At 43.5% G+C, this 18,125-nt stretch carries 32 protein-coding genes; all 32 read left to right on the top strand.

Annotated features, from left to right (window positions below):
- Position 1: 1 nt before the first annotated feature.
- The 32 genes from ADU37_RS01080 (at position 2) to ADU37_RS01235 (ending at position 18,125) form a co-directional block, all read left to right on the top strand.
- Complete coding sequence (locus ADU37_RS01080) at positions 2-1,087, top strand: 50S ribosomal protein L3 (protein WP_058945898.1); 1,086 nt, start codon at positions 2-4, stop codon at positions 1,085-1,087.
- An 11-nt stretch (positions 1,088-1,098) separates the two neighbouring features.
- Complete coding sequence (gene rpl4p / locus ADU37_RS01085; RefSeq protein ID WP_058945899.1) at positions 1,099-1,866, top strand: 50S ribosomal protein L4; 768 nt, start codon at positions 1,099-1,101, stop codon at positions 1,864-1,866.
- Positions 1,867-1,872: 6 nt separating this feature from the next.
- Positions 1,873-2,133, top strand: coding sequence for a 50S ribosomal protein L23 (locus ADU37_RS01090; RefSeq protein ID WP_058945900.1), 261 nt, complete (start codon positions 1,873-1,875; stop codon positions 2,131-2,133).
- 11 nt (positions 2,134-2,144) lie between these two features.
- Entirely contained in the window at positions 2,145-2,864 is a 720-nt protein-coding gene (locus tag ADU37_RS01095; protein WP_058945901.1) for a 50S ribosomal protein L2, read from the top strand.
- A gap of 10 nt (positions 2,865-2,874) precedes the next feature.
- Positions 2,875-3,273 (top strand): 30S ribosomal protein S19, encoded by a 399-nt coding sequence (rpsS, locus tag ADU37_RS01100; RefSeq protein WP_058945902.1) that lies wholly within the window; start codon positions 2,875-2,877, stop codon positions 3,271-3,273.
- Between the two features lie 8 nt (positions 3,274-3,281).
- Positions 3,282-3,749, top strand: coding sequence for a 50S ribosomal protein L22 (gene rplV, locus ADU37_RS01105; RefSeq protein WP_082663000.1), 468 nt, complete (start codon positions 3,282-3,284; stop codon positions 3,747-3,749).
- Positions 3,750-3,753: 4 nt separating this feature from the next.
- Positions 3,754-4,377, top strand: coding sequence for a 30S ribosomal protein S3 (locus tag ADU37_RS01110; RefSeq protein WP_058945904.1), 624 nt, complete (start codon positions 3,754-3,756; stop codon positions 4,375-4,377).
- Positions 4,374-4,574 carry a 50S ribosomal protein L29 gene (rpmC, locus tag ADU37_RS01115; RefSeq protein WP_058945905.1) on the top strand — a complete coding sequence of 67 codons (201 nt, stop codon included), beginning with the start codon at positions 4,374-4,376 and terminating at the stop codon, positions 4,572-4,574. The genes ADU37_RS01110 and rpmC overlap by 4 nt, the downstream gene beginning before the upstream one ends.
- Before the next feature lie 36 nt (positions 4,575-4,610).
- Positions 4,611-4,877, top strand: a complete 267-nt coding sequence (yciH, locus tag ADU37_RS01120) for a stress response translation initiation inhibitor YciH (RefSeq protein ID WP_232054821.1) — start codon at positions 4,611-4,613, stop codon at positions 4,875-4,877.
- Complete coding sequence (locus ADU37_RS01125) at positions 4,763-5,131, top strand: ribonuclease P protein component 1 (protein WP_144433161.1); 369 nt, start codon at positions 4,763-4,765, stop codon at positions 5,129-5,131. Before yciH ends, ADU37_RS01125 begins: the two co-directional genes overlap by 115 nt.
- Before the next feature lie 5 nt (positions 5,132-5,136).
- Positions 5,137-5,472, top strand: a complete 336-nt coding sequence (locus ADU37_RS01130) for a 30S ribosomal protein S17 (protein ID WP_058945908.1) — start codon at positions 5,137-5,139, stop codon at positions 5,470-5,472.
- A gap of 5 nt (positions 5,473-5,477) precedes the next feature.
- Positions 5,478-5,903: a 50S ribosomal protein L14 gene (locus ADU37_RS01135; RefSeq protein ID WP_058945909.1), complete on the top strand. Its 426-nt coding sequence runs from the start codon at positions 5,478-5,480 to the stop codon at positions 5,901-5,903.
- Between the two features lie 11 nt (positions 5,904-5,914).
- Positions 5,915-6,277, top strand: a complete 363-nt coding sequence (gene rplX / locus ADU37_RS01140) for a 50S ribosomal protein L24 (protein ID WP_058945910.1) — start codon at positions 5,915-5,917, stop codon at positions 6,275-6,277.
- 2 nt (positions 6,278-6,279) lie between these two features.
- Positions 6,280-7,026 (top strand): 30S ribosomal protein S4e, encoded by a 747-nt coding sequence (locus ADU37_RS01145; RefSeq protein ID WP_058945911.1) that lies wholly within the window; start codon positions 6,280-6,282, stop codon positions 7,024-7,026.
- A gap of 11 nt (positions 7,027-7,037) precedes the next feature.
- Positions 7,038-7,589, top strand: coding sequence for a 50S ribosomal protein L5 (locus ADU37_RS01150; protein ID WP_004068320.1), 552 nt, complete (start codon positions 7,038-7,040; stop codon positions 7,587-7,589).
- Positions 7,590-7,591: 2 nt separating this feature from the next.
- A complete protein-coding gene (locus tag ADU37_RS01155; RefSeq protein ID WP_004068318.1) occupies positions 7,592-7,762 on the top strand; it encodes a 30S ribosomal protein S14 in 171 nt (56 codons plus the stop codon).
- Between the two features lie 11 nt (positions 7,763-7,773).
- Complete coding sequence (locus ADU37_RS01160; RefSeq protein ID WP_058945912.1) at positions 7,774-8,166, top strand: 30S ribosomal protein S8; 393 nt, start codon at positions 7,774-7,776, stop codon at positions 8,164-8,166.
- 10 nt (positions 8,167-8,176) lie between these two features.
- Positions 8,177-8,731 carry a 50S ribosomal protein L6 gene (locus ADU37_RS01165; RefSeq protein WP_058945913.1) on the top strand — a complete coding sequence of 185 codons (555 nt, stop codon included), beginning with the start codon at positions 8,177-8,179 and terminating at the stop codon, positions 8,729-8,731.
- 10 nt (positions 8,732-8,741) lie between these two features.
- Positions 8,742-9,122, top strand: a complete 381-nt coding sequence (locus tag ADU37_RS01170) for a 50S ribosomal protein L32e (protein ID WP_175058919.1) — start codon at positions 8,742-8,744, stop codon at positions 9,120-9,122.
- 5 nt (positions 9,123-9,127) lie between these two features.
- Positions 9,128-9,574, top strand: coding sequence for a 50S ribosomal protein L19e (locus tag ADU37_RS01175; RefSeq protein WP_058945914.1), 447 nt, complete (start codon positions 9,128-9,130; stop codon positions 9,572-9,574).
- Positions 9,575-9,579: 5 nt separating this feature from the next.
- The gene (locus ADU37_RS01180; RefSeq protein ID WP_058945915.1) at positions 9,580-10,185 is read left to right on the top strand and encodes a 50S ribosomal protein L18; all 606 of its coding nucleotides are present in this window, start codon (positions 9,580-9,582) and stop codon (positions 10,183-10,185) included.
- Positions 10,182-10,889, top strand: a complete 708-nt coding sequence (gene rpsE, locus ADU37_RS01185; RefSeq protein WP_058945916.1) for a 30S ribosomal protein S5 — start codon at positions 10,182-10,184, stop codon at positions 10,887-10,889. The genes ADU37_RS01180 and rpsE overlap by 4 nt, the downstream gene beginning before the upstream one ends.
- Positions 10,890-10,900: 11 nt before the next feature.
- On the top strand, positions 10,901-11,365 hold the full coding sequence (locus tag ADU37_RS01190; protein WP_058945917.1) for a 50S ribosomal protein L30: 465 nt from the start codon (positions 10,901-10,903) through the stop codon (positions 11,363-11,365).
- Positions 11,366-11,375: 10 nt separating this feature from the next.
- Positions 11,376-11,819, top strand: a complete 444-nt coding sequence (locus ADU37_RS01195; protein ID WP_058945918.1) for an uL15m family ribosomal protein — start codon at positions 11,376-11,378, stop codon at positions 11,817-11,819.
- 36 nt (positions 11,820-11,855) lie between these two features.
- Positions 11,856-13,241, top strand: coding sequence for a preprotein translocase subunit SecY (gene secY / locus ADU37_RS01200; protein WP_058945919.1), 1,386 nt, complete (start codon positions 11,856-11,858; stop codon positions 13,239-13,241).
- A 91-nt stretch (positions 13,242-13,332) separates the two neighbouring features.
- Complete coding sequence (locus ADU37_RS01205; RefSeq protein ID WP_058945920.1) at positions 13,333-13,923, top strand: adenylate kinase; 591 nt, start codon at positions 13,333-13,335, stop codon at positions 13,921-13,923.
- Positions 13,916-14,443: a DUF106 domain-containing protein gene (locus ADU37_RS01210; RefSeq protein WP_058945921.1), complete on the top strand. Its 528-nt coding sequence runs from the start codon at positions 13,916-13,918 to the stop codon at positions 14,441-14,443. Before ADU37_RS01205 ends, ADU37_RS01210 begins: the two co-directional genes overlap by 8 nt.
- A 46-nt stretch (positions 14,444-14,489) precedes the next feature.
- The gene (locus tag ADU37_RS01215) at positions 14,490-14,756 is read left to right on the top strand and encodes a 50S ribosomal protein L34e (protein ID WP_058945922.1); all 267 of its coding nucleotides are present in this window, start codon (positions 14,490-14,492) and stop codon (positions 14,754-14,756) included.
- 21 nt (positions 14,757-14,777) lie between these two features.
- Positions 14,778-15,335, top strand: a complete 558-nt coding sequence (gene cmk, locus ADU37_RS01220) for a (d)CMP kinase (RefSeq protein ID WP_058945923.1) — start codon at positions 14,778-14,780, stop codon at positions 15,333-15,335.
- 20 nt (positions 15,336-15,355) lie between these two features.
- Positions 15,356-15,607, top strand: a complete 252-nt coding sequence (locus tag ADU37_RS01225; protein WP_042700002.1) for a 50S ribosomal protein L14e — start codon at positions 15,356-15,358, stop codon at positions 15,605-15,607.
- 397 nt (positions 15,608-16,004) lie between these two features.
- Positions 16,005-16,778, top strand: coding sequence for a lipopolysaccharide assembly protein LapB (locus tag ADU37_RS01230; RefSeq protein ID WP_042699994.1), 774 nt, complete (start codon positions 16,005-16,007; stop codon positions 16,776-16,778).
- Between the two features lie 3 nt (positions 16,779-16,781).
- Positions 16,782-18,125 (top strand): B12-binding domain-containing radical SAM protein, encoded by a 1,344-nt coding sequence (locus ADU37_RS01235; protein ID WP_042699991.1) that lies wholly within the window; start codon positions 16,782-16,784, stop codon positions 18,123-18,125.

Genomic DNA, 18,125 nt, shown 5'->3' on the forward strand with positions numbered 1-18,125 from the left:
AATGGGAAAAATTAGCAGACCAAGAAGAGGTTCATTGGCATACTCCCCAAGAAAAAGAGCCAAGAGCATAGTCCCGAGAATTAGGAAGTGGCCGCAAGAGCAGGAGGTTAGAATGCTCGGGTTTGCAGGATACAAAGCTGGAATGACCCATGTGCTTATGATAGACGATGCTCCAGGGCTTACGAAGGGTAAGGAGATTTTCGTGCCAGTAACAATAGTTGAGGCTCCGCCCTTAATAGTCTATGGAGTTAGAGCTTACAAGCAGGGTTACCTTGGACTTGAAACTGCAACTGAGGTCATAGTGCCCGATTTCAAGCTCGAGAATTACCCATCAAAGAAAGCAAAGAACGTAACATTCTACAAGCTTCTTGAGAGAAGGATTAAGACTCTTCCAAAGAACTACAACGAAGAGACCTTCCAGCAAAAACTTGGAGAGCTTGAGGATCTCGTTAACTCCGGAGAAATAGTTGAAGTTAGGGCTCTTGTGGCAACTCAGCCATGGCTTGCAAGAATAAAGAAAAAGCCCGAAGTTATGGAGTACGCTGTTGGTGGAACAAGCGTTGAAGAGAAGTTCGCCTACATCAAAGAGAAGCTTGGAAAAGAAATCAGGGCAAGTGAAGTTCTCAAAGAGGGAGAGCTTCTTGACATAATAGCCATCACAAAGGGCAAAGGCACCCAAGGACCGGTTAAGAGATGGGGCATTAAGATACAGTTCCACAAGGCTCAAAGAGCCGGAAAGGGGAGACACGTTGGTAACCTCGGTCCATGGCACCCAGCGAGGGTTATGTGGACGGTTCCACAGGCCGGACAGGTGGGCTTCCACCACAGAACTGAGTTCAACAAGAGGCTCTTGAGAATAGGGGAAAACGGAAAGCTCAAGCTCAATGGAGAGGAAATCGAGATCACTCCAAAGGGAGGATTCCCCCACTATGGAATAGTGAGAAACGACTTCCTTATGATAGCTGGAACCATACCTGGGGCAATTAAAAGAATAATCAGAGTAAGACCGGCAATAAGGCCTCCAGAAAAGAAGCCACCAGTTGAGGCTCCACAGATAACATACGTTAGTAGGGAATCAAAGCAATGAGGTGAGGGTTTATGAAAGTTAAGGTATTTTCACTCGATGGCGAGCCAATTGAAGAGATTGAACTTCCAAAAGTATTCCAAACACCTTTCAGACCGGATCTCATTAGGAGAGCTGTCATCGCTTCATGGACCCACCGCATACAACCACAAGGGAGAGACCCCCTTGCGGGTAAGAGGAGGGTTACCGAGAACATCGGAAAAGGTCACGGTATGGCAAGGGTTGAGAGGATAAAGACCCCCCCAAGGTTTGCGGCTTTTGTTCCATTTGCCAGAGGTGGTAGAAGAACTCACCCACCAAAGGTGGAGAAGATAATATGGGAAGGCATCAACAAGAAGGAAAGAAGACTCGCCTTGATGAGTGCCATAGCTGCCACCGCAAACTACGATTTAGTTAAAGCGAGAGGCCATATAATTGATAATCTGCCTCAAATTCCCCTTGTGGTGGAAGATGAGCTCGAAAAGGTCTACAAAACAGCAAAAACTAGGGAGATCTTCAAGAAGCTCGGTGTCTGGGATGATATTGAGAGGGCAAAGAAAAACACCAAAGTGAGGGCTGGAAAGGGTAAGATGAGGGGCAGAAGATACAAGAAGGCAAAAGGTCCACTCATTGTGGTTGCCAAAAACGAGGGAATAATACAGGGAGCAAGAAACCACCCAGGTGTTGATGTAGTTTTAGTGGACAATCTGGGTGTGGAGTTGTTGGCCCCAGGTGCACATCCCGGAAGGCTCACAATATGGACGAAGGGAGCAATAGAGAGGTTGAGGGAAATTTACGGGTGATGAGTGATGGATCCATATAAGGTTATTATAAGACCCGTGGTTACAGAAAAGGCAATCTCCATGGTTGAGAGGGAAAACAAGCTCACCTTTATAGTCGATAGAAGGGCTACAAAGGAAGATGTAAAGAGGGCTGTTGAGGAGATATACAACGTCAAAGTTGAGAAGGTCAACACACTCATAACAATGAAAGGTGAAAAGAAGGCTTACGTGAAATTGAAGCCTGAATATAGAGCAAGTGAGGTTGCTGCTAGAATAGGATTGTTCTGAGGTGAGTGAGAATGGGTAAGAGTTTGATTCAACAGAGGAGAGGAAAAGGATCAACAACCTTTAGAGCACCGTCTCACAGATATAGGGGTGCTGTTAAGTACATCCCCCTGAATTTCACCCAAGAAAAGACCCTCGCTGGTAGGGTAGTTGAGATACTCCACGACCCCGGAAGAACCGCACCGGTTGCCAAGGTTAAGTTTGAGAACGGTCTTGAGAAGCTCATCCTTGCCCCAGAGGGACTTTTGGTGGATCAAGAGGTTTACATAGGACCTGAAGCTCCGATAGCAATTGGGAACACACTCCCACTTGCAAATATTCCAGAGGGTACATACGTTTACAACATTGAAGGTTCCCCGGGCGATGGTGGGAAGTACGTGAGAGCCGGGGGAAGTTATGCTCTAGTTGTTTCAAAAGAGAGGAACAGAGTAATTGTCCAGTTGCCAAGCGGTGAGCTTAAGGCATTCAATCCAATGTGCAGGGCCACAATTGGCGTAGTTGCCGGTGGGGGTAGACTTGAAAAGCCAATAGTCAAGGCAGGTAAGGCATACTACATAATGAAGGCAAGAAACAGGTTCTGGCCCAAGCCGAGAGGTGTAAAGATGAACGCAGTCAATCACCCGCACGGTGGTAAAGAGCACCACATCGGTAAGCCGAGTACAGTCTCAAGGAGAGCTCCACCCGGAAGAAAAGTTGGTCACATAGCTGCGAGAAGAACCGGAAGGAGAAAGTGAGGTGGTATAAATGACAAGGAAAGAATTTAGGTATCGCGGTTATACTCTTGAAGAACTAATGAACATGTCTCTTGAAGATTTGGCTAGACTTTTCCCCTCAAGACAGAGGAGAAGCCTTAAGAGAGGATTAACACCTGAACAGAAGAAGGTTCTCAGAAAGATCAGGTTGGCAAAGAAGGGCAAATACAAGAAGCCAATAAGAACCCACAGCAGGGACATGGTTATCCTTCCAGAGATGGTAGGAATCACAATTTACGTCCACAACGGTAAGGAGTTTGTCCCAGTAGAGATTAAGGAAGAGATGATTGGACATTACCTTGGAGAATTTGCCCTAACAAGAAAGAGGGTCCAACACGGTTCACCTGGTGTTGGTGCCACAAGATCATCAATGTTCGTTGCAATCAAGTGAGGTGATTAATGATGGCAAAGTTTTCCTACTCTTTCCAAAATTTTGACCCAGAGAGAATGGCAAGGGCAAGCGGGAGAGATTTGAGAATATCGCCGAAACTCTCAATAGAAGTCTGCAGAGAAATCAAAGGAATGATGCTCAACGACGCCATAAAGCTCCTTGATGATGTGATAGCCAAGAGAAGACCAATCCCTCTCAGAAGGTTCAACGACTCCCAGGGTCACAAGAAAGGGAAGGGATTTGGCCCCGGAAGATATCCGGTGAAAGTTGCTAAAGAAATCAAGAAGATCCTCCTGAATGTTAGAAACAACGCAGAGCAGAGGGGTCTTGATCCAGACAGGCTAAAAATCATCCACGCTGCAGCTCACAGAGGACCAGTGCTTAGGGGATACATACCAAGGGCTTTTGGAAGAGCCACACCATTCAACGAGCAGACGACGCACATTGAGATAGTTGTTGAGGAAATTAGGGGGTGAGCTCATGGCAATCGAGAGATATTTCATAAAGGAAAGCGTTAAAGAAATGCTCATCGATGAATATCTTGAGAAGGAGCTTAGAAGAGCTGGTTATGGAGGACTTGACATCAAAAAGACTCCCCTCGGAACAAAGGTTGTTATATTTGCCGAGAGACCGGGTTTCGTTATAGGAAGGGGCGGAAGAAAAATAAGGGATCTTACAAGGGTACTGGAGAGACAGTTTGGTTTGGAAAACCCCCAGATAGAGGTTGAGGAAATCAAGAACCCCTACTTTAACGCTAAGGTTCAAGCAATAAGGCTTGCCCAGGCATTGGAAAGGGGAGTCCACTTTAGAAGAGCTGCATACGCTGCAATAAGGGCAATTATGAGCAACGGTGCAAGAGGTGTGGAGATCAGAATAAGCGGCAAGCTTACAGGAGAAAGAGCTAAAAGTGTGAGATTCTATCAGGGATATATTGCAAAAGTTGGAAATCCCGCTGAAACTTTGGTTTCAAGGGGCTATGCACAGGCATTGCTGAAGCTTGGCGTCCTTGGAGTGAAAGTTTCAATTATGCCACCAGATGCAAGACTTCCGGATGAAATCGAGATCATAGAAAAACCAATTGAAGAAGAGGTGAGCGAACAATGAAGCCAAGTGAGATTAGGGAGATGAGCGTGGAAGAAATAGAGGCCAAGATTAAAGAGCTAAGACTTGAGCTTGCAAAGGAAAGGGGAATGCTTACAATGGGAACATCCCTGGAAAACCCGATGGTTATTAGGAACCTTAGAAGGGATATTGCTCGCCTTTTAACGATAAAGAAGGAAAAGTTAAGGAGCAAAGGGTGATGGTTAGTGCCTAGGATTGTGAACCCCCTGGATGAGATGTTATTTAAAGAAGTTTTAAAGGAACAGCAGAGGATTAGGGTTTACGTTGAGAAAGCCCGGTATGGAAAGCTCAAGACCATAATAGAGGGAATTGATGAGAAGGAGTTTAACCTTGAAGAGATTGCAAAAAAGCTTAAGGCGAAGCTGGCATGCGGAGGAACAGCCAAAAACGGGAGAATAGAGCTTCAAGGAGACCACAGAGAAAAGGCGAAACAATTATTGGCAGAACTTGGATTTTCAGAGGAATTGATAGAGGTCGAGTGACCAGAAAGACAATAACAATGCACGAGCTCATAGGTCTGAAGGTCAAAGTCATTAAAAGCTCTCATCCGGGGTTAATAGGTATTGAGGGATACGTGATTGACGAGACGAGAAACACCCTCACAATCCTTGGAGAAAAGGTGTGGATAGTTCCCAAAAATGTTGCCGAATTTGAGTTTGAAATTGATGATAAAAAAATACGAATAAAGGGAGAAGAACTGATTGGAAGACCTGAGATGAGATTGAAAAAGAGGTGAAAAAGATGAGAGACATCGGATTGAAGATACAACCCCCCGCAGAGAAGTGTGATGACCCAAAGTGCCCGTGGCACGGACACATTAAGGTACATGGTAGGGTGTTTGAGGGAGTTGTCATTAGTGACAAGCCAAGGCACACAGTTACCGTTGAAAGACAGCACTATCACTACTTGAAGAAATACGAACGTTACGAGCTTAGAAGAAGCAAAATACACGCCCACAACCCACCATGCATCAACGCAAAGCTGGGGGACAAAGTTATCATAGCCGAAACCAGACCCCTCAGCAAGACAAAGAGCTTTGTAGTGATTGCGGTTACTCAAAAAGCTGAGGAGAGGTGAAGGGAATGGCGAAGAAAGGTGCTGGTGCTACGAGAGGTATTTCCCCAGTTAGACCTACAAGGGCGTTGCCAATTGGTGCCTACCTTAATGTGGCAGACAACTCAGGTGCAAAAGTAATCCAGATAATCGGAGTAGTGGGCTACAAAGGTGTTAGAAGAAGGCTTGCTTCGGCAGGCGTTGGCGACATGGTAGTTGCAACGGTAAAGAAGGGAAAGCCTGATATGAGGCACCAAGTTGTTAGGGCAGTTATCATAAGGCAGAAAAAAGAGTACAAGAGGCTTGATGGGATGAGGGTAAAATTTGAAGACAATGCAGCCGTTATTACAACACCCGAAGGTGTTCCAAGAGGAACTGAGGTTAGAGGGCCTGTTGCGAGAGAAGCCGCTGAGAAGTGGGTTAGAGTAGGAGGTATTGCGAGTATAGTATTGTGAGGTGAGAGATAATGAGATTAAAGAGCAAACAACCGAGAAAGCAAAGGAAGTTTTTGTACAATGCTCCCCTTCATCTCAGACACAAGATAGTCAGTGCCACCCTTTCAAAAGAGCTTAGACAGAAGTACGGCGTTAGAGCCCTTCCAATTAGGACTGGAGACAAAGTAAAAATAATGAGAGGGGACTTTAAAGGGCACGAAGGAAAAGTTGTGGAAGTTGATCTTAAGAGGTACAGAATTCATGTGGAGGGAGCAACCCTTAAGAAGGTTAACGGTACCGAGGTGTTCTATCCTATACACCCATCAAATGTTATGATTGTTGAACTGAACCTTGAAGATGAGAGAAGAAAGAAGATAATTGAGAGGAGGGCTTGAAAATGGCGAGGAAAGGTGCTAAGAGACACTTAAAGAGGCTTGCTGCTCCAACCCAGTGGTACATTGAGAGAAAGGCATACACGTGGGCTGTAAGACCTTCCCCCGGTCCGCACAACATGAAAACATCAATTCCCCTCATTTACATAATCAGAGACTACCTTGGATACGCAAAGACCGGCAGGGAAGCAAGAAAAATCCTCAACGAAGGGAAAGTGCTTGTGGATGGGAAGGTTAGGAAGGACTACAAATTCCCAGTTGGTATCATGGACGTTGTCTCAATACCGGAAACCGGGGAACACTACAGAGTTTTTCCAAACAGGATTGGAAAGCTTATCCTCCATCCAATAAGCGAAGAAGAGGCAAAGATAAAACCACTTAGGATAAGCAACAAGAGAATGGTAAAGGGAGGAAACCTGCAACTCAACTTCCACGATGGAACAAACCATCTAATTAAGTTAAGCTCACTCACAGATGAAACCAAGGATCAGTTCAAGACCTCGGACACCGTCTTAATGAAAATCCCGGAGAGGGAAATAATCAAAGTGCTCCCATTTGAGATCGGTGCTTATGTGTTCGTTGTTCAAGGTAAGAACGTTGCAAGGGTAGGAAAAATCGTTGAGGTCAGGCACTTCCCAGGCGGATGGCCAGACGTGGTTACAATTGAAGACAAGGAAGGAGAGCTCTTTGATACCTTAAAGGATTACGCATTTGTTGTGGGTAAAGAGGAACCAAAGATCTCATTACCGTGAGGTGAAAAGGAATGATAGCTAACAGAGAGGCAATCTTAGCTGATTGGGAAGCTCACCCTATGAGAAGGCCTAGGATAGCTAAGGTCACTATAAACATCGGCGTTGGTGAAAGCGGTGAGAGACTTACAAAGGCTGAGACAATGTTGGAATCGCTTGTTGGTCAAAAGCCAATAAGGAGGAAGGCAAAGAAAACAAACAGGGACTTTGGAATTAGAAGAGGCGAGCCGATAGCAGTTAAGGTGACCTTAAGGGGGCAAAAGGCCTACGACATGCTCAAAAGGCTATTGGCCGCCGTTGACAACAGACTTAAAGAGTCCAGCTTTGATGAGCACGGAAACGTTTGCTTTGGTATTGATGAGCACATCAACATTCCGGGAGTGGAATACGACCCAGAAATCGGTATATTCGGTATGGACGTCTGTGTAACTCTTGAAAGACCCGGATACAGAATTGCAAGAAGAAAGAGGAGAAGGCACCACATCCCCACAAGACACAAGCTTACAAAGGAAGAGGGTATGGTTTTCATGCAGGAAGAGTTTGGAGTCCAGATTGTGGAGGGATGAGTATGGCGAAGGCTGATTATAACAAGAGAAAGCCGAGGAAGTTTGGTAAGGGCGCGAGAAGATGCATTCGCTGTGGACAATTTGGACCGATAGTTAGAATACACGGACTAATGCTCTGCAGGCACTGCTTTAGAGAGGTAGCTCCAAAATTAGGATTTAAGAAATACGACTGAGGTGAGATGAGATGACTCTGTTGGATCCTTTGGCAAATGCTTTATCTCATATTACAAACAGCGAGAGAGTTGGAAAGAGGGAGGTCTACATAAAGCCAGCCTCGAAGCTTATTGGAGAGGTACTTAGGGTTATGCAAGAGAACGGATACGTAGGCGAGTTTGAATTTATCGATGATGGAAGGGCAGGCATATACAGAGTCCAGCTCCTAGGAAAGATAAACAAGGCCGGAGCAATAAAGCCAAGGTTCTCAGTGAAAGCTAAAGAGTACGAAAAGTGGGAAAAGAGATTCCTTCCAGCGTTTGAGTTTGGTATCCTAATAGTTTCCACATCCCAAGGTGTTATGACACACAAGGAAGCCCTTGAAAAGGGCATTGGTGGAAGGTTAATAGCCTACGTCTACTGAGGTGAGAGAAATGCCAATCGATGCGTGGGTGAGGGAGGAAGTTAAGATTCCAGAGGGAGTCACCGTCGAGATAAACGGTAACCTTGTCAAGGTTAGGGGACCTAAAGGAGAAGTTGAAAGAGAACTCAGCTACCCGGGGGTCAAGATATTCACTGAAGATGGCAAAGTTGTTGTTTACAAGGACTTTCCAAGGAGGAAGGACATAGCCATTACAAGAACCTTTGCGGCCCATATAACAAACATGATCAAGGGCGTCACGGAAGGGTTCACCTACAAGCTCAAGGTTGTTTACAGCCACTTCCCAATAACAGTCAAAGTGAAAGGCGACAAAGTTTACATAGAGAACTTCCTTGGTGAGAAGGCACCAAGAGTTGCCGAAATACTCCCTGGAGTTACAGTAAAGGTCATGGGTGGTGAAATAATAGTGGAGGGAATCGACAAAGAGAAAGTCGGACAAACTGCGGCAAACATCGAGCAGGCGACAAGGATTACCGGTAGGGATAGGAGGATCTTCCAAGATGGTATCTACATCGTTGAAAAGGCTGGTAAACCTATAAAGTTCTGAGGTGAGACTGATGGAAAAAGCGAGACTCTTAAGGATAAGGGCCAAACTCAAAAGGAAGAAGCCCAGGTTTCTTAGGCAAGAATGGTGGAGGTTCCCCAAGTTTAAGAATGATCCCAAGTGGAGGAGACCTAAAGGAATAGACAGCAAGATGAGGCTGAAGCTTAAAGGAAAGGCAAGATCACCCAGCATTGGATGGAGCTCACCGAAGGCAGTTAGGGGACTTCACCCAAGCGGTTACGAGGAAGTACTGGTACACAATGTTAAGGAACTTGAGACGATAGACCCAACCAGACAGGCGGCCAGAATAGCCAGAACAGTCGGAAAGAAGAAGAGACTCATGATAATTGAGAGAGCCAAGGAATTGGGTATTAAGGTGCTCAACGCGAGGTGAAGGTTATGCTCAAGATGCAGAGAAGAATTGCCGCTGAGCTTTTGAAGTGTGGCGAGAATAGGGTTTGGATAGACCCCGAAAGGATTGATGATGTTAAATCTGCCATTACAAGGGAGGATATCAAAAGATTAATCAATGAAGGCGTCATAAAGAAGAAGCCAATTAAGGGACAGAGCAGGTACAGGGCAAAGCTTAGGCAAGAAGCGAAAAAGAAGGGAAGACACAGGGGACACGGAAGCAGAAAAGGCAAAAAGACGGCAAGGATGGGCAAGAAAGAGAGATGGATAATGACAATCAGAGCCCTTAGAAAGGAACTTAGAAAGCTCAAGGCAGAGAAAAAGATTGATGAACACACCTACCGCAACCTTTACATAAAGGCCAAGGGTGGACAGTTCAAGAGCAAACACCAGCTTTACCTGTTCCTGGAAGAGAAGGAGATATTGAAGAGGTGATATAGATGGCACACGGACCGAGATATAGGGTTCCATTCAGAAGGAGAAGGGAAGGTAAGACTAACTATCACAAGAGGCTTGCACTCCTTAAATCAGGCAAGCCAAGGTTGGTTGTGAGAAAAACTCTCAACCACCACATAGCTCAGATAGTACTATATGATCCAAAGGGCGACAAAACAGTTGTTTCAGCTCACACAAGAGAGCTCATGAGGGACTTTGGATGGAAGGGACACGGCGGAAACACTCCAAGTGCTTATCTCCTCGGGTTGCTCATAGGTTACAAGGCACTTGAGAAGGGCATAAATGAGGCTATCCTCGATATTGGTCTACACCCACCTACAAGGGGATCAAGCATCTTTGCGGTCCTCAAGGGAGCAGTTGATGCGGGTTTGGACGTTCCACACAGTGAGGAAATCTATCCTGGAGAAGACAGAATTAAAGGGGAGCACATTGCGGAATATGCGAAGATGCTTAAGGAAGAGGACGAAGAGAAATACAGAAAACAGTTCGGAGGATATCTCGTTAAGGGACTTGAACCTGAAAGGCTTCCCGAGCACTTTGAAGAGGTTAAGGCGAGAATCATTGAGAAATTTGAGAAGGTGAGAGCATGAGCCACGAGTGGAAAGAATACGCTCAAAGGGTTTTAGAAGAGTGGCAACCCAAGACAAAGCTTGGTATGCTCGTTAAAGAAGGTCAGATCACTGACATTCATGAGATCTTTAGAAAGGGTTACCAGATAAAAGAGCCCGAGATAGTTGATGTACTCCTCCCTGAGGTTAACGCCAGAGAAAATCAAGAGGTTCTTGACATAGCTCTAACGGTAAGAATGACTGACAGCGGTAGGAGAGTTAGGTTTAGGGTACTGGCGGCTGTAGGAAACAGAGACGGTTATGTGGGACTTGGAATCGGCCATGGGAAGGAAGTTGGGATAGCCATAAGGAAAGCACTAAACTACGCTAAGATGAACATAATTGAAGTCAAAAGGGGCTGCGGTTCATGGGAGTGCAGGTGTAGGAGACCACACTCAATACCGTTTGCAGTTGAGGGCAAGAGCGGTAGTGTAAAGGTCAAGCTCATGCCAGGACCAAGGGGACTTGGTCTCGTTATTGGTGACGTCGGTAAGAAGGTACTAAGCCTAGCTGGGGTTAGGGACGTGTGGTCACAAACCTTGGGTGAGACGAGAACCACAGTTAACTTCGCAAAGGCAGTGTTTGAAGCACTATACAACACCAACAGTGTTGCTGTGAAGCCTGAGATGATCGAGCGCTATGGTATAGTGGTTGGTAGAGAAATGCCGCAGAACTTTGAGCTGTGAGGTGAGCGAGAATGACAAAACTTGCTTTGATCAGGATAAGGGGCAGGGTGAATGTTAAGAGACCCGTAAAGGACACCCTCGCAATGCTGAGACTCCACAAGGTAAATCACCTTGTGATCGTTGACGACACCCCAACTTACAAGGGAATGATACAAAAGGTAAAAGATTACATCACTTGGGGAGAAATAAACGCCGAAACCTTGGCAAAGCTCATAGAAAAGAGAGGGAGATTGCCCGGAAACAAGAAGGTTACGGAGGAGTACGTCCAAGAAAAGCTCGGGATGAGCATCAAAGAATTTGCTGAAAAAGTGATCAATGGGGAAATGAAGCTCAGCGATCTACCGGGACTAAAGCCGGTATTTAGACTCCATCCAGCAAGAGGGGGCATTAGGAGCAAGAAGAGAACCTTCAAAGAGGGTGGAGCTTTAGGCTATAGGGGAGAGGCTATTAACGAGCTTATAGAGAGAATGCTGTGAGGTGCGCGAGATGATTAGGAAAAAGAAAAAAGTGAGAAAGCTTCGCGGTTCCCACACTCATGGATGGGGATGCAAAAAGAAGCACCGCGGTGGAGGCCACAAGGGCGGTAGAGGTATGGCTGGAACAGGAAAGAGGAAGAAGACAAAATGGACATGGGTCATCAAATATGCCCCTGACCATTTGGGCAAAAGAGGCTTCAAGAGGCCTGCGGAAGTTCAAAGAGAGATAACTGCAGTGAACCTCAAATTCATTGACGAGCACCTTGACGAGCTCATGCAGCTTGGCATTGCCTATGAAGAGGAAGGAAGAATCGTTGTCGATACCACCCAGTTTGCCGATAAGGTACTTGGAACCGGGAAACTCACAAAACCACTTGTAATTAGAGCCAGAGCATTCTCCCCCAAGGCTGAGGAGAAAATAATCCAAGCCGGGGGAGAAGCTCTGCTTGCTTGATTTTTTCTTTTTGAATAAACCTTTGAGGTGTAATCCATGGGGGCAAGGGAGATAATCTACAAAATAGAGCATGCATTTCCAGAGATTGAGAGGCCAAAACGACATGTACCTTTAAAGGAAAAATTCGCCTGGACAGGTGTCGCATTGCTATTGTATTTTATCATGGCACAGATACCTCTTTTTGGAATTCCCGGCCAGATACAGGATTATTTCCAAACTCTGAGGGTGGTTCTTGCCGGTAGAAACGGTAGTCTATTAACATTGGGAATAGGACCCATAGTTACCGCTGGAATTATAATGCAGCTTTTAGTTGGTTCAGAAATAATAAAGTTGGACCTTTCGAACCCCGAAGACAGAAGATTCTATCAGGCTCTGCAGAAGGTATTTGCGGTGTTCATGTGCTTCTTTGAGGCAGCTGTTTACGTATTTGCGGGAGCGTTTGGAAATCCCACGTTAACAATCAAGATACTCCTTACGCTCCAGCTTGCCTTTGGTGGAATAATGGTAATGATTATGGATGAGCTCGTGAGCAAATGGGGAATTGGCAGTGGTATAAGTCTCTTTATTGCTGCTGGAGTTTCACAGACAATTGTTACAAGAGCGCTTAACCCATTAACTACCAGTCAAGCCATAGACCCCCTAACAGGTGGCCCTGCTATAATAGGTGCTATTCCAGCGTTTATCCAGCATATAATGAAGGGCGATGTTACTGGGGCGCTATACAGAAGGGGACTTCCAGACATGATAAGTGTTTTGGCAACAATAGTCATCTTTCTGATAGTTGTTTACTTGGAAAGCATGCGCGTGGAGATTCCCCTCAGCTATGGAAGGGTAACAGTTAGAGGAAGGTACCCAATAAGGTTTATGTATGTCAGCAACATTCCGATCATACTCACGTTTGCCCTTTATGCGAACATCCAGCTCTGGGCTAGGCTTTTACAAAGACTCGGCCATCCAATTCTTGGAACTTTTGACGAAACTGGAGCGGCAGTTTCTGGGTTTGTAAGGTACGTCCTACCACCCGCAGACATATTCAGCGTTACAGCCGATCCGTTAAGGGCTTTGGTTTATGCCATACTCACCATAATGTTCTCTCTACTCTTTGGATTCCTGTGGGTTGAGCTCACTGGACTTGATGCGAAGAGCATTGCAAGGCAGCTGCAGAGGGCTGGGTTGCAGATACCCGGATTTAGAAGGGACCCAAGGATTCTGGAAAGGGTCTTACAGAGGTACATTCCCTACGTTACATTCTGGGGAGCATTCACTTTGGCTGTTGTTGCGGTATTGGCAGACTTCCTTGGGGCACTGGGAACTGGAACCGGAATACTGCTTACAGTGGGTATACTCTACAGATTTTATGAAGAAATAGCAAGGGAGCAAGCCACCGAGATGTTCCCAGCACTGCGCAGGTTCTTCAGTTAGTTTCTTTTTTGTCATTCATTTTCTAAAAAACCTTATAAACCAATTTTTCTTTGTAGTCTCTGGAGTGCGAGTTTTGATCAGGTGATAGAATATGTCATTTGTAGTGGTCATTACTGGAATTCCGGGAGTGGGGAAGAGCACAATCACGAAACTGGCATTGAAAAGAACTCGGGCAAAATTCAGGGTAGTTAACTTTGGTGATATAATGTTTGAGGAAGCTCTCAAGGCCAAGCTGGTTACTCATAGAGACGAAATGAGAAAATTGAGTTTAAGGGTGCAGAGAGAGCTACAGCTCAAAGCTGCTCAACGGATTCTGGAGATATCCAGAGAAGAACCCGTACTACTCGATACCCATGCCACAATAAAAACACCCTTAGGGTACATGCTTGGCTTTCCCAAGGAGGTAATTGAGATCATAAACCCGAGATTTGTTGTTATAATCGAAGCAACTCCCAGCGAAATACTGGGAAGAAGGCTGAGGGATTTAAAGAGGGATAGAGATGTTGAAACTGAGGAACAAATTCAGAGACATCAGGATTTAAATAGGGCTGCCGCAATAAGTTATGCAATGCATTCCAATGCACTTATAAAGATAATTGAAAATCATGAGGATAAAGGTCTGGAAGAGGCCGTTAATGAGTTGGTAAAAATACTTGATCTGGCGGTGGAGGAAGATGCTTGAGGGAATATACCTTGCACTTGACAAGGTGTTTGGTCCTTTAGTTACCAATGCTCACCCAATGTGGGTAGTAACAATTTCGGGAATTATACTCGGCGCCTTCTTCACATTAGTTAATCACATGCTGATAGACCAAGAAAAAATGAAAAGACTGCAAAAAATGAGCAGGGAATTTCAGAAGGAGTGGAAAGAGGCTCAAAAAGCTAAGGACGAGAAAAAGTTAAGAAAGCTTCAACAAAAGCAGTTGGAACTTTTAAAGCTTCAAAATGAAGTTATAAAAGATTCAATGTTTAAACCAATGCTCCTCACAATGCCGATATTCTTCGTATTCTTCGGGTGGATGAGGAGGTGGTACGTTGAGACGGCAATTGTAAAGTCACCCTTCAACTTTTTCCTCTTTGACTGGTTCCATAGATTCTATCACTCTTCCCTTCAAGCCAACGAATTGGGCTATATCGGATGGTACATCCTAACATCAATGATTGTCGGACAGGTTTTAAGAAAGCTCTTGGACTCATATTAGTTAAATTTAAAAATGCTGCACAAAAAAGCTAAGCGGGGTGAGAAATATGAAACCAATGTACAGGTCAAGATCATGGAGAAGAAAGTACGTTAGAACTCCGGGTGGAAGGACTGTAATACACTTTGAGAAAAAGAAGCCAAAGATAGCACACTGTGCAATGTGCGGAAGGCCATTGAACGGAATTCCAAGGGGCAGGGCAAGTGAGTTAAGAAAGCTCCCCAAGACCAAGAAGAGACCTGAGAGACCTATGCCACACCTCTGCCCAAGCTGCATGCGCAGGGTTATGAAGACTCAGGTGAGGGCTGCTCTCTAAGCTTGAACGAAAGGGATGCACATGCCCAAGGGATGTCTAGTGATTACAGTGGGCGGATTGGCAGGAAGTGGTACTACAACCCTTTGCAGAAATCTGGCAAAGCATTATGGATTTAAGCATGTCTACGCTGGCCTAATATTTCGGCAGATGGCAAAAGAGATGGGTATGTCCCTTCAGGAATTCCAGAAGTATGCTGAAATGCACCCAGAAATAGATAGAGAAGTTGACAGGAGACAAGTAGAGGCGGCAAAAGAATGCAACGTGGTTATTGAGGGTCGTTTGGCTGGATGGATGGTAAAAAATGCTGATTTAAAGATATGGCTTGATGCACCGATCCAAGTAAGGGCTCAGCGTGTGGCAAAGAGAGAGGGCATAAGTGTTGAGGAAGCCTTTATGCAGATTGCCGAGAGGGAAATGCAGAATAGGAAAAGATATTTAAACCTATACGGGATTGACATTAACGATCTCTCAGTTTATGATTTGGTTATTAACACTGCCAATTGGGGTCCCGATGGGGTCTTCGCCATTGTGAAGGCCGCCATCGACCACCTGTACCCCGATGGCGACACGGGGAAATAAAAAAGATGGAGGTGGGATGAATGCCAGCAATCGATGTTGGAAGGTTGGCCGTAGTTATTGCCGGAAGAAGGGCTGGACAAAAGGTAGTTGTTGTTGACATAATCGACAAGAACTTCGTCCTCGTTACCGGCGCTGGATTAAACAAGGTGAAGAGAAGAAGAATGAACATCAAGCACCTTGAGCCTCTCCCAGAGAAGGTTAACATTGAGAGAGGCGCCGACGACGAGGCTGTTAAGCAAGCTTTGGAAAAAGCGGGAATAAGTTTAGAGTGAAATTTTTGTTTTTCTTTTTATTATATATTGCTCTGAATATTTTTTTGTTTATGTGTTGAGTTCTTAGGAATTACTACTAACACTCTAAAAGTTTTCATACTTTCTTGATTTTGAAAAAAGAAGTCTTTAGAGAATTACTTTATTTTGAGAGAAAAAAAACCATTAGATGTGAACTAAAAGTTTAAGAAAATTTTAAATATAAAAACAACTTATTGAGTATGTAAAATTTTCGGAGGTGATAAGAGTTGGAAGAGTTTGATGTCAAATCTGCCATTACAGAAACTTTAAACGACGCCACATTATTGACGTGTTGTCTCCAAGTTTGGGCATTTATAAGTACAGATTCTGACTGAATTTTATTATTTTATTTTTTAACTTCACTTGGAGGGGGCAAAAAGTGATTAAAGGGTACCTAGATAAGTTGGGAGATGATATACCAAAAAAAGACGTTGATGGGGATATATATTGCAAAGGATATTTATTATTATGTCTGGGTGATGTAGAGAAAGGAGAAAGATACCTTAAAATGTTGTTTGAAAAAGATCCAAAAAATTTAAAAGTAATTAATAAATTACTTAATGTCTATATTCTACAAAAAGATTTTGAGAAATGTAATCTACTTCTAAACAGAGTTTTTAAGGAATATATAAAACATGATATTCCACCATTTCTCTTTGCTAAATATCTCAGAATCCTAATATTGCACAACAAAATAAGTGAAGCTATAGCTTTTAAGAAGCAACTCCAAGAAGTTTTTCAATCTTCTATGTATTTAGCTAAATATAAGGATAGTGTATGGAAACTTTATTTTGAACTAGGTAATTTAGAATCTTACATAGGACAATATGAAAAGGCTATTGCGTCTTATCTCAAGGCTTTGTCCTCGTTACCTCCTACTTCAGATTTTATTCGGGCTAAATTATTATACTTAATTGCATTATCCTATTATTCCCTTGAGGACTACAATAGCGCTATAACATATTTGAAAAAGTCAATAGCTCTAAGTCCAAACTACTCAAAATCTTATGTTCTCTTAGGAATAATATACCTAAAGGATAATAAATTAGATACAGCTCACAAATACCTCCATTATGCTTTGAAACTCAATCCTGCTGATAAACAAGCTTTGAAATATCTCAACTTTTTAAAGAATAATAAGCAGGAGGTTTAGCAAATGCCCGATATTACTTTAATAAATGTAGTTTCATCATCGTCTAAACCTCAAACTCCGCTTGGAATTTTATATCTGGCTGGTACTCTTGAGAAATATAATTTTGATGTTGATGTTATTGATTACCAATATATTTTTTATAAACACAAATGGGGGTATAAACATCTTGGTGAGACTATAGCTAACATTGACTCGAAGATAGTTGGTATTGGATGTATGACGGACTCACTGCCATGGGTCATGCTAGCTACCAAATATGCAAAATCTATTACTCCAGAAAAGATTATAATACTTGGGGGGCCTGGTCCATCAGAGGTGTGTTACAATCTGCTTAGCACATACGACAGTGTAGATATCGTCTGTATTGGAGAAGGGGAATACACTCTACTTGAGTTAATGAGGACTATAGGAAATGGTATTTCATATACTCCTAGGGATTTGCTTAATATAAAAGGGATTGCATTTAAGCATGGAGATAGGGTTATAGTAACCCCAAAAAGAGAAAGGATTCAGGACTTAGATGCTTTGCCATTTCCAGCTTATCATCTTATAAACCTTAAAAAATATTATCAAGTCACTGTAGACACATCTCGTGGATGTCCATTTAGATGCACTTTTTGTGATGTGGCTCCCTTATGGGGTCGGAAAGTTATCTATAAAGGAGTTTCAAGGGTTATTGAGGAGTTAAAACTATTGAATGAAAATTATGGGGTAAAGAACATTCATTTTACGGATGATACATTTACATTGAATAAACAAAGAGTTCTTTCAATTACTGAGCAAATACAGAAATCAGACTTGGACATACAATATGCCTGCTTCGGTAGAGTAAACTTAGTAGATAATAATGTTCTTACTTCATTGATGGATTCTGGATGTAAGGGGATATTTTATGGTATTGAATCAGGGAGTAATAGGATATTACGTTTAATAAATAAAGGTTTTACAATAGGCAAAGCTATAGAGGTAGTAATAAACTCGTTAGATTATATTAAAAATGTTACTGCTTCATTCATTTGGGGATATCCATTTGAAGACTTCGAGGATTTCCTGAAAACTTTTTATGCAATAACATATTTGGATTATTTTGGGGTACAAACTAGATTTTCACGATTAGCACCTTTACCAATGTCAGAACTGCGGAAAAAATATGAGAACGACATAATAAAACCATTATACTTTAACATATATTCGCACACTATATTATCAACTCAAGACTTACCTCAAGAAATTGTTGAGGAAATTTTAAAACATCCTCCAATATACGTCTCGTTTTATTGGTTCAATACTCCCAATTTGCAAGAAAAACTGAATTTCATAGATAACTATTACAAGCTTATGGGGTAA

Origin of the sequence: Thermococcus sp. 2319x1, from assembly GCF_001484685.1 — an archaeon.
Lineage (GTDB): Archaea > Methanobacteriota_B > Thermococci > Thermococcales > Thermococcaceae > Thermococcus_A.